Source organism: Streptomyces sp. NPDC038200, from assembly GCF_055600785.1.
Map to the genome: position 1 here is coordinate 63,911 of NZ_JBVJYH010000005.1, position 13,550 is coordinate 77,460.

General features: G+C 72.2%; 12 protein-coding genes. 2 read left to right on the top strand and 10 right to left on the bottom strand.

Translation table 11 applies throughout. The features are described from left to right. Nucleotides 1–135 precede the first annotated feature (135 nt). Both ACZ7KF_RS12490 and ACZ7KF_RS12495 read right to left on the bottom strand, forming a co-directional pair. Nucleotides 136–1,740 carry an amidohydrolase gene (locus tag ACZ7KF_RS12490; RefSeq protein WP_471072404.1) on the bottom strand — a complete coding sequence of 535 codons (1,605 nt, stop codon included), beginning with the start codon at nucleotides 1,738–1,740 and terminating at the stop codon, nucleotides 136–138. A gap of 52 nt (nucleotides 1,741–1,792) precedes the next feature. Next, the gene (locus tag ACZ7KF_RS12495; protein WP_201825251.1) at nucleotides 1,793–2,233 is read right to left on the bottom strand and encodes an Lrp/AsnC family transcriptional regulator; all 441 of its coding nucleotides are present in this window, start codon (nucleotides 2,231–2,233) and stop codon (nucleotides 1,793–1,795) included. Nucleotides 2,234–2,467: 234 nt separating this feature from the next. Here ACZ7KF_RS12495 and ACZ7KF_RS12500 point away from each other — a divergent pair, with 234 nt between their 5' ends. Then, the gene (locus tag ACZ7KF_RS12500; protein ID WP_471072407.1) at nucleotides 2,468–2,902 is read left to right on the top strand and encodes a hypothetical protein; all 435 of its coding nucleotides are present in this window, start codon (nucleotides 2,468–2,470) and stop codon (nucleotides 2,900–2,902) included. A gap of 16 nt (nucleotides 2,903–2,918) precedes the next feature. Here the strand turns inward: ACZ7KF_RS12500 and ACZ7KF_RS12505 are convergent, their stop codons facing one another. The 3 genes from ACZ7KF_RS12505 to ACZ7KF_RS12515 form a co-directional block, all read right to left on the bottom strand. Next, on the bottom strand, nucleotides 2,919–4,016 hold the full coding sequence (locus ACZ7KF_RS12505) for a phosphotransferase family protein (protein ID WP_471072410.1): 1,098 nt from the start codon (nucleotides 4,014–4,016) through the stop codon (nucleotides 2,919–2,921). An 11-nt stretch (nucleotides 4,017–4,027) separates the two neighbouring features. Then, on the bottom strand, nucleotides 4,028–5,128 hold the full coding sequence (locus tag ACZ7KF_RS12510) for an Rv3169 family protein (RefSeq protein ID WP_471072413.1): 1,101 nt from the start codon (nucleotides 5,126–5,128) through the stop codon (nucleotides 4,028–4,030). A gap of 342 nt (nucleotides 5,129–5,470) precedes the next feature. Continuing rightward, nucleotides 5,471–6,643, bottom strand: a complete 1,173-nt coding sequence (locus tag ACZ7KF_RS12515) for an acyl-CoA dehydrogenase family protein (RefSeq protein WP_471072416.1) — start codon at nucleotides 6,641–6,643, stop codon at nucleotides 5,471–5,473. Between the two features lie 332 nt (nucleotides 6,644–6,975). Here ACZ7KF_RS12515 and ACZ7KF_RS12520 point away from each other — a divergent pair, with 332 nt between their 5' ends. Further along, complete coding sequence (locus tag ACZ7KF_RS12520) at nucleotides 6,976–8,205, top strand: glycoside hydrolase family 18 protein (RefSeq protein ID WP_471072419.1); 1,230 nt, start codon at nucleotides 6,976–6,978, stop codon at nucleotides 8,203–8,205. A gap of 53 nt (nucleotides 8,206–8,258) precedes the next feature. Here ACZ7KF_RS12520 and ACZ7KF_RS12525 read toward each other — a convergent pair whose 3' ends face one another. The 5 genes from ACZ7KF_RS12525 to ACZ7KF_RS12545 all read right to left on the bottom strand — a co-directional run bounded on the left by ACZ7KF_RS12525 (nucleotide 8,259) and on the right by ACZ7KF_RS12545 (nucleotide 13,413). Next, the gene (locus tag ACZ7KF_RS12525; protein WP_471072422.1) at nucleotides 8,259–8,906 is read right to left on the bottom strand and encodes a TetR/AcrR family transcriptional regulator; all 648 of its coding nucleotides are present in this window, start codon (nucleotides 8,904–8,906) and stop codon (nucleotides 8,259–8,261) included. Nucleotides 8,907–9,029: 123 nt separating this feature from the next. After that, on the bottom strand, nucleotides 9,030–9,170 hold the full coding sequence (locus ACZ7KF_RS12530; protein WP_225821886.1) for an SCO1431 family membrane protein: 141 nt from the start codon (nucleotides 9,168–9,170) through the stop codon (nucleotides 9,030–9,032). A gap of 112 nt (nucleotides 9,171–9,282) precedes the next feature. Next, nucleotides 9,283–10,656: a peptidase C39 family protein gene (locus tag ACZ7KF_RS12535; protein WP_471072425.1), complete on the bottom strand. Its 1,374-nt coding sequence runs from the start codon at nucleotides 10,654–10,656 to the stop codon at nucleotides 9,283–9,285. A gap of 215 nt (nucleotides 10,657–10,871) precedes the next feature. Further along, nucleotides 10,872–12,398: an amino acid permease gene (locus tag ACZ7KF_RS12540; RefSeq protein WP_471072428.1), complete on the bottom strand. Its 1,527-nt coding sequence runs from the start codon at nucleotides 12,396–12,398 to the stop codon at nucleotides 10,872–10,874. A 58-nt stretch (nucleotides 12,399–12,456) separates the two neighbouring features. Beyond that, nucleotides 12,457–13,413, bottom strand: a complete 957-nt coding sequence (locus ACZ7KF_RS12545) for a hypothetical protein (protein WP_471072431.1) — start codon at nucleotides 13,411–13,413, stop codon at nucleotides 12,457–12,459. Nucleotides 13,414–13,550: the final 137 nt, after the last annotated feature.

Here is a 13,550-nt window from a genome sequence, read left to right on the forward strand (position 1 = left end):
CTGGCTCTGGAAGACCAGGCGACAACCCCCTTCTTTTTTGGGAAGCCCTTCACATCCCTCCGGGGGGGGGGGGGGTCTTTGCCGGAGGTGAGGGGGCCTCGGTGGTCTGGGCCCCCCCCCCGGCCCCCCGGGAGATCACTCGCCCGGCCGTACGAACACCGTGCGTCCACCCACCACGGTCCGCAGGCAGACGGGCAGGTCACGCCCCGGAGTGAGGTCGGGCAGGCCGGGGGTGCCGGAGCGGGGGTCGGTGGACCAGCGGGCCACCCGGTCGTCGGGGGCCTGCACGACCAGCTCGTCGGTGCGCCAGACGGCGTAGTCGGCGGGGGCGCCCGGGACCAGGACGCCCGCGTCGTCGCGGCCGACGGCCCGCCAGCCGCCGCGGGTGTGCGCGGTGAACGCGGCACGGACGGAGATCCGGTGCTCGGGCGTGCGGTGGAAGGCGGCGGCCCGGACCGTGCCCCACGGGTCGAGCGGGGTGACCGGGCTGTCGGAGCCGAAGGCGAGCGGCACGCCGGCGCGGAGGAGGGCGGCGTAAGGGTTGAGGGTGCGGGCCCGCTCGACGCCCAGCCGCTGGGCGTACATGCCCTCCTCGCCGCCCCACAGCGCGTCGAAGGCGGGCTGGACGGAGGCGATCAGGCCCAGCTCGGCGAAGCCGGCGACGGTCTCGGGAGTGAGCATCTCGGCGTGCTCGACGCGGTGCCGGGCGGCACGGATCCGGGCGAGTCCCAGCTTCTCCGCGGCGGCGCGGACGCCCTCCACCACGGCGGACACGGCCGCGTCGCCGATGGCGTGGAACCCGGCCTGCAGGCCCGCCTCGGTGCAGGCCACCACATGGGCGGCGACGGCGTCGGCGTCCAGGTAGGCGGTGCCGGCGTGGCCGGCGTCGGCGTACGGCTCGTGCAGGCAGGCGGTGTGCGAGCCGAGGGCGCCGTCGGCGAAGAGGTCGCCCGCCGCGCCCACGGCGCCCAGCTCCCGTGCCCTGTCGACGTCCCGTTCGGCCCAGTAGCCGACCACCCGGGGTCCCGGCAGCTCGGCGGCGAGCCGCAGCAGGGCCGTGAAGTCGTCCTCGGAGGAGATCTGCGGGCCGCCGCACTCGTGCACCGTGCCTATGCCGAGGGAGGCCGCGTGGGCCAGGGCGGTGCGCTGCGCCTCGGCGCGCTGGGCGGAGGTGATGGCGGCGAGGGCGGCCTCGCGCACGGCGTGGTGGGCGTCCCGGGTCAGCGGGGCGTCCTCGCGCGGGACGTCGCCGGGGACCAGGTCCAGCAGGGCGGTGCTGACGACCGCCGAGTGCACGTCGATGCGGGACAGGTACAGGGGGCGCCCGCCGGCGGCCTCGTCCAGCTCCACACGGGTCGGCGGCCGGCCGCCGGGCCAGCGGGCGGCGTCCCAGCCGTGGCCCAGCAGCACCCGGTCCAGCGGCCGGGCGGCGGCGAACTCCCGGATCCGCGCGAGGGCCGCCTCCCGAGAGGGGGCGCCGGACAGGTCGAGGCCGGTCAGGGCGAGGCCCGTGGCGGTGGTGTGCACATGGGCGTCGGTGAAGGCCGGGGTGACCAGGGCGCCGTCGAGGTCGACCACCTCGTCCACACCGTCGGCGAAGGCGTCGGCGGCACCCTCGGAGCCGACCCAGGCGACCTGGCCGCGCTCCACCACCATCGCGGTGGCGAAGGGGTCGGCCGGGCTGTGCACCTCCCCGCGGCGCAGGAGGACGGTCTGGGGCTCGGCGGACTGCTCACTCATGGTGCCCAGTCTCTCGCGTGCGCGGGGCGCACCGGGCACCGGGGCGGCCGGTTCAGATCTTCGGGGGACGCGCCTCGTACGGGGTGGACAGCACCACGGTGGTGCGGGTGGAGACGCCGGCCAGCGAGCGCAGCCGGGCCAGCAGCTCCTCCAGTTCGTGCGGGGTGGACACGCGCACCTTCAGGATGTAGTTCTCGTCGCCGGCCACGCTGTGGCACGCCTCGATCTCGGGGACGCCGGCGAGGCGGTCCGCGATGTCGTCGGGGGCGCTGGGATCGAACGGTTTCACCGAGATGAACGCGGTCATGGGCAGCCCGATGGCCTCGGGGTCGACCACCGCGGCATAGCCGCGGATGACGCCACGCTGTTCCAGCCGGCGCACCCGCTGGTGCACGGCCGACGTGGACAGGCCCGTGGCCTTGCCCAGGTCTGTGTAGCTCATCCGCCCGTCCTTGACGAGCAGCTGCACGATCTGACGGTCCAGCTCCTCCATGCCGCCAAAACCTACAGTGCGCTTGATCTCCTCGGATACCTGAGAGGCGCAGGTCATTCCCTGTTCGGCAGAAAAAGCACCGGGACGGGCATCCACCCATGGCATGTGACGAACACCACACACCTCGAACAGGCTCCGTGATGTTCTCGTGATTACCGCCGAGACCGGACGGGAAGTGCTTGCTGTGGTCGAGGCCGCAGCGCCGTCACGGCCCAGCCTTAGGGGGAGAATCCCATGCAGAGTGCCCATCGCCCTGGTCGATCCGCGTCCATGAGCCGACAGCCGGTCGCCGAGCCCGAGCCGGAGGGCGTCGAACCCGACGCCTTCGACGACGAGCTGGACGCCTACGACACCTTCGAGATGTACCGGGTGATCTGCCCGGACTGCGCGCAGCCGATCGCGCTGCTGGCGGACGAGGAGGTCCTGCCGGAGCACGCGCTGTGCGCCTCGCCGTGGAACCCGTTCGGGCTCACGGTGTGCGCGGGCACGGGCCGTTCGGCGGCCGACGCCCGCCCCGCGGACGAGTCCTTCGAACCGCAGGAGCAGGACACCGCCCTGCTGCTGACGCTCCCCCAGGGTCTGGACTGGCGGACGCAGCCCTTCTCGCACGTCGGCGGCCCGGGCTCGCGCCCGATGCGCGTGCCGGCGATGCGCCGCCAGGCCGCCTGAGCCGGCCCGTCGCGTCTCACCCGGTCCCGTAGGTGCCCTGCACCATGGCGCGCAGGCTGTCGTGGTGCAGGATCAGCGTGTCCGGGTCCGCCGGGACGGCGACCTCCCCGAAGTACGCCTGCCGGTAGGCGATGCGCAGCATCACGATCGCGTGCCGCAGGGCGGCGTACAGGGTGTAGAAGTCCATGTCCCGCGGGGTGTGGCCGGTCAGGCGCGCGTAGCGGGCCTCGACGCGGTCACGGCGCAGGAAGCCGGGCAGTCCGCGCTGTCCGGAGCCCGTCGCGAGGTCGTGGAAGAAGCGGTGCAGGTAGATCGTCCAGCCGAGGTCCACCTCGCGCGGGGCGAGCGCCGCCATCTCCCAGTCCAGCACGGCGACGGGCTCGAAGCCGTCGTAGACGACGTTCCCGATCCGCGCGTCCCCCCAGGTGAGCACGGGTTCGCCGGGTTCGCGCGGCCACAGCCGCGTCAGCCGGTCGAACGCGGCCTCGATGAGGGGCGAGCGGGCGAGTCCGTCGATCACCCAGGCGTAGTAGGCGCGTTGGGCCGTCACATGCCGGTGCAGCGCGTCCCCCCGGCCGGGCAGGGCGAGGAACTCGGCCCGGGAGGCGGGTACTTGGTCGTGCAGCCGGGCCAGCAGGCCGACCGTGGCCGCTTCCAGGTGCTCGCGCTCGGTGTCGCTCGCCGTGTGCAGCCAGCCGCCCTCGTAGGTATACGGCATGACGTCGGGCGGCACGCGGCCGGCGACCCGTTCCATGACGAGGAACGGCGCGCCGAGCGGCCCCGGGTCCTCCTCCAGCCACAGCACCCGGGGCACCGGCACGTCCGTGTGCTCGGCCACGAGCCGCAGGGTGCGGTACTGGCGGGCCATGTCGTACTCGGGGAAGACGGTGTACGCCGCGGGGTCCGCCGCCAGCCGCAACACGCAGGAGGCCACCGGTGGTCGCGGGTGGTCGATGTCGAAGAGCAGGGTCTCGCTGGACATGCCGTTGGAGGCCGGGACGGTGACGCGGACCGCCTCGGCGCCGGGCAGCCGGGTGCCGAGCCAGGCGGTGAGGCGCCGGGTCAGCTCCTCGGGGTCCCGGGTGCTGGTGCGGGGGCGCGGGGCCGTGGCCATCTCGTCCTCCCTCAGGGCGCGACCGAGTCGAAGCCGGTGAAGCCGCTCGGGTCGTGCCGGCCGAACGAGCCGTGCTCGAAGACGCCGTGGCCGGTCCGCCCGTCGAGCCAGAAGCGGGCGGAGTGGTCGGTGACGCCGTAACCGGCCAGGGGGTGGGGCAGGGTCATGTCGTAGGTGCGGCGCTCGGTCCAGCCGGGCCCCCGCCAGGTGCCGTGCTGCCAGTCGTCCGCGGGCGGATAGCCGGCGCCGAGGGCGAGCGGCGAGGACGCGAGGATCTCCGCCTCCAGCTCCTGCGGCTCCCGGGGATCGCCGAGGTGGACGACGGCGCGCTCGGGGTGGCGGGTGCCGGAACGGTAGGTGATCTCGGACCGGGGCCAGCCGAGCTGGCGGTCGCGGTGGCCGGGGCGGACCAGGGTGGCGTCGTTCAGGGTGCGGTAGCCGTCGGCGTCCTCCTGGGTGATGACCATCAGGAAGCGGTCCTCGAAGCGGACCGGGCACCAGATCCAGTGGAATCCCTCGGTGGGGTGGTCCGCGGCGAGCCGGCCGCCGTCCTCGCCGGGCACCGGGCGCACCCCCCAGCTGCGGTCCCGGGTGCCGGTCCAGTCGTCGGCGGTGACCCGGAACTCCGCTCCCCCGGCGTCGATCACGCCTTCCGCCGTGCCGGCCTGGACGAAGCGGCGCCCCTCCAGGGTGAGCCGGTCGCCCCGGCGCTGGAGGTGGTGCGGCTCCCAGAGCGCGGGGAAGGCGGCGGTCCAGGCGAGATCGCAGGACAGCCGCTCGTCCTCGCAGATCAGGCGCAGCCTGGCGAGCGGTTCCCGGACCTCGACGCGCAGCGGGCCGACGGCGAGCCGCATCCGGTCCACGCCGAGGGCGTCCGAGGCGCGCACGGCGTGCAGGGTGTCCCCGGTGCGGAGGGTGGCGTAGGCGTCGATCACGCCCAGGTTGGGGTAGACGCCGAGGCCGAGGATGAGCAGCGCGCGGCCGGCGTGGTCGAAGACGTGGAAGATGCAGCGGTCGTAGGCGTTCCGGTCCCCGGTCGCCACGTGCTTCATGGAGAGCGGCACCTGGTGCACGGGGTACTCGTCGAGCGGTACGGGACGGTCGTCGGCCACGGACACCCCCTGGACGATGGTCAGCTGACGGTACGTCAGCCGACTGGGGGAGGCCAGAGGGCGAACCGGACGCGTGTGGACTGACGCTCGATTCCGCCGGAGGGTGACCTGTCCGGCCGTCGCCGCGTTGCCCGGGTATGACCGCCACGTACTGGGCGACCGGGCGTCAGCGCCGCATTTTCGTCCCCCGCCCGGCGGAATCGGTTCCGCCGGGCGTAGCGCAGGACCCGCCCATCTACCGCGATCTCCTGCGGACCTGGGCCGACAGGGGCCGCACCCTGCCGGGCCGCCACGACCCGGAGTGGGTCAGGCTGGCGGCCCCGACGGTCCGCACGGGCCAGTTCAGCGGCCTTCAGGCCCCGCCACGTGACGGGCGATGACCATCCGCTGGATCTGGTTGGTGCCCTCGACGATCTGCAGCACCTTGGCCTCGCGCATATAGCGCTCGGCCGGGAAGTCGGCGGTGTAGCCGTAGCCGCCCAGTATCTGCACCGCGTCCGTGGTGACCTTCATGGCCGTGTCGGTGCAGTGCAGCTTGGCCATGGCCGCCTGCTTGGCGAACGGCCTGCCCGCGTCCCGCAGCCGGGCCGCGGCGAGGTACAGCGCGCGGCCGGCCTCGATCTGGGTGGCCATGTCGGCGAGCATGAAGCGCAGGCCCTGGAAGTCGGCGATGGGCCGGCCGAACTGGCGGCGCTCGGTGGCGTAGCGGACCGCCTCGTCCAGTGCGGCCTGGGCGAGGCCGACGGCGCAGGCCGCGATGCCGAGCCGGCCGGAGTCGAGCGCGGACAGGGCGATGGAGAAGCCCTGGCCCTCCTCGCCGATGCGCCGGTCGTCCGGGACGCGGACGCCGTCGAAGTGCACCTGAGCGGTGGGCGAGCCCTTCATGCCCATCTTCTTCTCGGGCGCGGCGCCGCTCAGGCCGGGTGCGTCACCGGGCACGAGGAAGGCGGTGATCCCGCGCGGGCCGTCCTCGCCGGTGCGGGCCATCACGGTGTAGAAGTCGGCGATCCCGCCGTGCGTGATCCAGGCCTTGGTGCCGTCGATCACCCAGTGGTCGCCGTCGCGCACGGCCTTGGTGCGCAGGGAGGCGGCGTCCGAACCGGAGGACGGCTCGGACAGGCAGTACGCGCCGAGCAGGCCGCCGCCCAGCATCGCGGGCAGGTGCTCGACCTGCTGCTGCTTGGCGCCGTAGGTGGCGAGCGCGTAGGAGGCGAGCGTGTGGACGCTGACGCCGAGGCCCACGGTGAGCCGGGCCGCGGCCAGCTCCTCCAGCACCTGGAGGTAGACCTCGTAGGGCTGGTCTCCGCCGCCGTACTCGGCGGAGTACGGCAGGCCCAGCAGGCCGGATGCGGAGAGCAAGGTGAACACCTCGCGCGGGAAGCGTCCCGCGTCCTCCTCCTCCGCGGCCTTCGGCGCGATCTCGCGCTGGGCGATCTCCCGGACGAGGGCGAGCAGATCCCTCGCCTCTTCCGTGGGCAGTTGACGCTCCACCGGCTGCGGGTCGCGGTCGGACATGGCGTCGGGCTCCTCCCTGTTCGGACACCAGCGGGACGGCCCGTGGATGAGGGCGGCTCCGCCTGATCGTTCCGCTGTGCCGAAGGCGCCCGCTCCCGGGTCTCGGAAGCTGCTGACCAGCGGCATGCGCTGTGAGTATGCCCGATCGGCGACCTCCCGTCACCAGTTAACGACCGCTCACTTCAGGATTCCTGTCGCGACGTCGATCCGGGCCGAAATTGGTCCGAACCATTGACCTAATGGTCTAGTCCTCCTACTGTGCATGACCAACGCTTTACCGCGTTCATGCCAATCAGCGCGCGTTCCCCTCTCCCCCACGAGGAGACACCCGAATGCACACTCCCCGCACCCTCGTCCGGGCCCTCGTCTCGGCCGCCTGTACCGCCGCCCTCGGCGCCGGCCTGCTGGCCGGCACCGGCACGGCGACCGCGGCGGCGCCGAGCGCCCCGCAGCCGGCGGCCGGCTCCAAGGTCGTCGGCTACTTCACCGAATGGGGCACCTACGACCGCAAGTACTACGTCAAGAACGTCGAGACCTCGGGCTCCGCGGCCAAGCTGACCCACATCAACTACGCCTTCGGCAACGTCACCGGCGGCAAGTGCGCCATGGGCGACTCCTACGCGGCCACCGACCGGGCCTACACCGCCGCCGAGTCGGTCGACGGCGTCGCCGACACCTGGGACCAGCCGCTGCGCGGCAACTTCAACCAGTTGCTGAAGCTGAAGAAGAAGCACCCCGGCCTGAAGATCCTGTGGTCCTTCGGCGGCTGGACCTGGTCCGGCGGCTTCGGCGAGGCCGCGAAGAACCCGGCCGCCTTCGCGCAGTCCTGCTACGACCTGGTGAAGAACTCCAAGTGGGCGGGTGTCTTCGACGGCATCGACATCGACTGGGAGTACCCGAACGCCTGCGGCAACACCTGCGACACCAGCGGGCGGGACGCCTTCAGGAACCTGCTGGCGGCCCTGCGCTCGAAGTTCGGCTCCGGGAACCTGGTGACCGCGGCGATCACCGCGGACGCCACCAGCGGCGGCAAGATCGACGCGGCGGACTACGCCGGCGCCGCCCAGTACGTCGACTGGTACAACCCGATGACGTACGACTACTTCGGCGCCTGGGACGCGACCGGCCCGACCGCCCCGCACTCCCCGCTGACCTCCTACTCGGGCATCCCCAAGGCGAACTACCACACCTCGGCGACCATCGCCAAGCTCAGGGGCCTCGGCGTCCCGGCCTCGAAGCTGCTGCTGGGCATCGGCTTCTACGGACGCGGCTGGACGGGCGTCACCCAGGCGGCGCCCGGCGGCACGGCCACGGGCCCGGCGGCCGGCACGTACGAGCAGGGCATCGACGACTACAAGGTCCTCAAGACCAAGTGCCCCGCGACCGGCACGGTGGCCGGCACGGCCTACGCCAAGTGCGGGAACGACTGGTGGAGCTACGACACCCCGGCGACCATCGCCACGAAGATGACGTACAAGAACCAGCAGGGCCTCGGCGGCACCTTCTTCTGGGAGCTGAGCGGCGACACCGCGAACGGTGAGCTGATCAAGGCCATCAACTAGCCCCCACCAGGGGGACGGGGAGCGGAGGACCACGAGCCTCCGCTCCCTGGCGTTCAGCCGTCCCGGCGGGCGGGTGCGGGGGCCGGGTAGGCGGGGTCCAGCTCCTCGATGGCGCGCAGCGCCCCGCCGAGCGTCTTCACCAGCAGCTCGCGCATGGTGTCGCGGGACAGCCCGGGACGGTCGATCCAGTCCAGGGTGGCCCCCTCCACGCTGCACACCCAGGAGAGCAGGCCCATCCGGGCCAGCGGGGCGATGTCGCCGCGGCCGTAGGCCCCTTCGGCGATCGTGGTGACGATCGCCTCGCGCACGCCGTCCCGTATCGCGTGCACCTCGGTGTCGAAGCCGACGCCGCCGCTGACGATGGTGCGGTAGGCCGCCTGATGGTGCTCGGCGTAGCGCAGATAGCCGTCGATCGTGCGGTGCACCCGGTCCACCGCGGGCAGCTGGAGGCCGCCGGCCGCGGAGGTGACCAGGTCGGCGACGGAGTCCTGGATGATCGCCAGGTAGTAGCCGCGCTTGGACCGGAAGTAGTAGTAGATCAGGCCCTTGGCGACCTGCGCCTGGCGGGCGATGTCGTCCATGGACAGCGCGTCGTAGGACGTGTCGGCGAACAACTTCCGCCCGATGGCGATGAGTTCGGCGCGGCGCGCCGTCGAGCGCTCGGTGCCGCGCACCCGGGCGGCGGCACGCTGCTGCGGCATGTTCAAGATCGCCCCTGGTCTAGGCGCGGCGAGACATCCGCAGTATGTCAGAACATGCCGCGCGGGGATGTGGTCGGTGCGGAACCGCCCGAGCGGCCGGTTCCGGGGCCGGGCGAAACCGGTTCAGAGCAGGCCGAGCTGGGTCACGAGCATCGCGAACACCACGACGAGAACCCAGCCCATGACGTGCTCGACGATCTTCGGGCCGTCTTCCTGGGGGCCGCCGGTGCGGACGCGGGTGGCGGTGGCGGGGTGTGCGGTCATGCTGTCACTCGCAGACGTCGGACGTACGGACTGGGCTCCCCCACCCGTCGTCCACCATGCCACCCGCGACGGCGGTTGCGGCGATGAGCTTGCTCACACGCCGCGGCGGACCTCAGTGCACGCCCACCGCGGCGAGCGCCTTGCGCTGGTGCGGGGTCGGATGGGCCGGGAAGAAGAGGTAGCAGACTCCTCCGGTGCCGGAGACGACCTTGCCGGAGGCGTTGTACCGCTTGGTCCTGAGCCAGACGTTCTCGAACTCCCGGCGCAGATAGACCCGCCGCACCGCCGCGTCGTCGGCCGAGGCCGGATCGTTGGCGATCACATCGCCGTCCGCGGTGAAGCCGATCACGGTCATCAGATGCCCGGACGTGCCGTAGCCGGCGCCGGTCAGCTCGCCCTTGAGGAAGGACTGGGACGTGATGGCCGGGATGCCGGCCGCGATCAGGGTCTCCAGGTCGGTGAGGGAGGCGAGCCGGGTGACCACGCTCTGCAGGCCCTCGAAGGTGGCCGCGTAGGCGGCGTTGAAGGGCCAGTTCCCGCAGCCCTCGTACTGGTGGTCGTAGGTGAAGCGGGCCGCGTGGTCGACCTGCGGGTCGGCGTAGGAGGGGTCGACCCAGGACAGCTGCTCGGGGGTGAGCCGGCCGCCCCAGTACTCGATGATCATCTGCGAGGAGGTGGGGCTGCACCAGGCCTCGCCGCCGTTGTCGTACTCGGGGTACTGGCCCTTGTGGATCTCCTGCGAGTAGCGCGGGACGGCCAGTTCCTGGGCGAGACCGGGGGTGGAGGCCGGGACGGTGAAGCGGTCGGGGATGTCGGAGCCCATCGCGCCGAGCCGCCAGACGGTCGGCGTGAGGCGGGTGCCGGGCCTGCGGTGGAGGGTGAGGCGCAGCCGGTACGCCGTCAGGCGCAGACCGCCGGCGGCGTCGTCGATGGCGAAGGTGTCGGTCCAGATCGTGCTCTTGCCGTCGGTCTGGCCGTCCACCGAGGTCCGCTTGATGTCCCGGTCGCCGGCGGCCCAGCGGCCCATCACGTACCAGGGCGTGCCGGTGCCGTCGGAGTAGGTGCCCTGCAGCTCCACCTGGAGCCAGGTGCCGTCGGGGGTGTGCGCGTTCCAGGAGGCGACGACCTCGGTCGCGGGGACGGCGAGCCGGTGCGCCGGGCCGGTCCAGGTGGCGTACTCCCAGGTGGCGGTGGTGCCGGTGTGCGGGTCGGTGTAGTCGGTGCGGCCCGCGGGGGTGCCGATCACGATGCCGGGGCGGCGGCCGGAGACGGCCCGGACGCCCTGGGCGCTGCCGCGGCGCCAGTCCCGGTGCGTGGTCCAGGCGTGGTAGTCGATCGGGCGGGCCTGCGCCCGGCCGGGCTCGGCGGCGGGCCGGGGTGCGGTGGCGGCGGGTGCGGCGATTGCGGGTGCGGCGGATCCGGTCACCGCCGCGGCGACGGCCACCGCCAGGACGGTTCTGCGGGACGGCTGTTGGGCTCTGCTCATGGGCGCGATGACCCCCAGGTGTCCGAGTCGGGGCTGATCTGCTGCAGGGTGTGCGCCAACTATGGAGCAGGCCGCAGGCCCCTGCCAGCACTTCGGCACATGCCGCGCCATGAATATTGGTCTCGTCCACTGGAACGGCCGGGGTGCGGCGCCCGAGGGGCGTGGGGAACCGCCCGGCCGGTTCCCCACGCACCCGTGCGCGGCGGACCGCCCGGTCAGACCAGGTCCATCGCGGCGACCTCGTCGGGGCGGCCGTAGCTGACCGGGCCCTGGAAGCGTCGGCGGGCGGTGGCGAACCACCACACCGTGGCCACCAGCAGGACGGCGGCGAGCGCGATCGGCGCGTAGTTGAAGGAGTCGACGGTGATCGGCGAGGCCTGCGGCAGCATGAACAGGACACTGCTGAGCAGGATCCAGAGCACCGCCAGCCAGCCGACCGGCCGGCCCCAGCGGCCCAGGTGCCAGGGACCGGGCCGGAACGCGTCACCGAGCCGCAGCCGCAGGAAGATCGGTACGGCGTAGGCGAGGAAGAGGCCGACCACGTTGACGCTGACGATGGCGGTGAACGCCGTGTGCGACCACCAGCCCGGCACCACCAGCGCCAGCGAGCAGGCGACCGCGAGCCACACCGCCTTCACCGGCGTACGGGTGCGCAGCGAGACCGAGTGCCACCAGCGGGAGCCGGGCATGGCGCCGTCCCGGGAGAAGGCGAAGATCTGCCGGGTGTTGCTGGTGAGGTTGGCGAGGCCGCAGAAGAGCATCGCGCCGATGACGATGAGGAGCATCACCTTGGCGGTGCGCAGGCCGAGGCCGTCGATGAGGATCTGGACCGGCGGCGCGGCGGCACCGGCCACCCGGGCGTAGTCGCCGATGCTGTAGACCAGTGCCAGCATCAGGATCAGGCCGGTGATCGCGGAATAGCCGATGGCACGCATGATGCCCTTCGGGGCGCTGACCGTCGCCCGGACCGTTTCCTCGGACATGTGGAAGCTGCCGTCGAAGCCGGTGAAGGTCCAGCTGGTCACCAGCAGGCCGAGCATGCCGCCGTAAAGGCCGTTGGTGAAGCCGGTGTTGTTCTCGAAATGCGTGACGAAGGACGCCGACTGATGTTGGTCGGGCATCACGATGAGTGCACTCACGATCACGACGAGTCCGATCAGGAGCCACCACACGGAAATGCGGTTCAGTACGGCGACGAGCTGGACGGTGTAGGTGTTGGCGAGCCCCTGCAGCACGATGATCAGAGCCGTGATCAGAACCGTCTGCTGCGCGGTCGGCTGGTAGGAGGGCCACTGCAGCTGCACGAACACCTGGATGAAGGTGGCGGCGGCATAGCCGGTGGCGGCGGTGCCACCGATCTGGCCCACGAAGTTCAACCAGCCGGTGAACCACGACCAGGCGCCTTTGTGACGCTTGGCGAGTTTACCCGCGGAGAAATAGAGGGCACCGCTCGTCGGATAGGCGGAGGCGACTTCCGCCATGGCCGCGCCGATGAGAAGCACCATCACCGAGACACCGATCCAGCCGAACACGAGAATGCGCGGGCCGCCCGCGTTCATGCCGAATCCGAAGGACGAGAAAATACCGGACAGGATATTGATGATGGTGAAGGAGATCGCAAAGTTGTCGAACGCCTTGAACCGCCGGGTGAGTTTCCGCGGATAACCCATCGCATGCAGGGTGGCGTCATCGTCGAGCACGACGGCGTCCGCGGCCCGGGCGTGCGCCCGGGGAGTCGACATCCGTTCCGACACGGTTCGGCCTTTCTCTCGATGGGGCGGGGGGGGGACGAGCGGGGGGTCAGGCGGGTCCGGGGACGGGCAGGCCGCAGGCGCGCCGGGCCCGGGAGAGCTGCTCGGCCGGGTCGCCGAAGGCGCTCCAGGGCATGCGCGAGGCGTACGGACCCATGGCCGTGAAGACCGCCCGCGCCTCGAACTCGCGCTGGGCCATGACCAGCGCGTGCGCGAGGTAGGCCAGGTCGAGCACCGGGGTGAAGCGGTAACCGGCCACCGTGGGCAGCCAGTTCTGGTAGATCGCCAGCGCGGTGGAGCGCCACTGGGGCTGTTCCCAGACCCGGTCGGCGAGCAGCTGGGTGGGGTTGTAGCTCTCCACCAGGGCCACCAGGGGCAGCAGCCGGAGGACGGAGTCGGCGGGCGCCCGCTGGCTCAGGAAGGCGGCGACGTCCCAGGCCGCGGTGACCGAGCCGCCGTGGCGGGTGAAGAAGCAGGACAGGAAGCGGTGGTGGGCCTCGCGGTGCCAGGGGTCCAGGGACAGGATGTGGGCGAACAGCCGCCACGGGCCGGCCGGCGCGGTGAGCAGGCCGTGCGGGGCGGGGTCGCGCAGCCGGTGCAGCCGGGCCATGGCGAGCCTGGCGACCCAGGGGGTGGGGTCCGCGGGAGCGGCGTGGGCGGCCCGGTCGCAGGCGGTCAGCGCGATCCGCTCCAGCGCCTCGGCGCGGTCGTCCCGCGCGTCGGCGGCCCGCAGGGCGCGCTGCACCGCGACCCGGGCCCACATCAGCGCGGCCTCGGGCGTCGGCTCCTCGTCGAGCCAGCGTTCCACCAGGTCGGTGCCGGCCGCCTCGGAGGCGAGCACCAGCGAGCGGTGGGCGCGCAGGGCGAAGTCGGAACGGGTCTCGGCGAGCGCCTCGTGGGCATAGCGGTATCGCCCGGCGCGCACGTCGACGCATACGCTCGCCAGGACGCGGTCGTCGGCCGCCGGGTGCCACACATAGTGCCCCTCGAATAACTCCGCGGCCATGTCCCCCCGCCAGTCGCCGGTCGACGCATCACGTTGCGCAAGAGGCACCTTACTCAGCGTGGGACACACCCGGAACGCCGATTTCGACATATCGGTCAGTGGATTCGGAATGTTTATCGATGGCCATTGACTGGCCG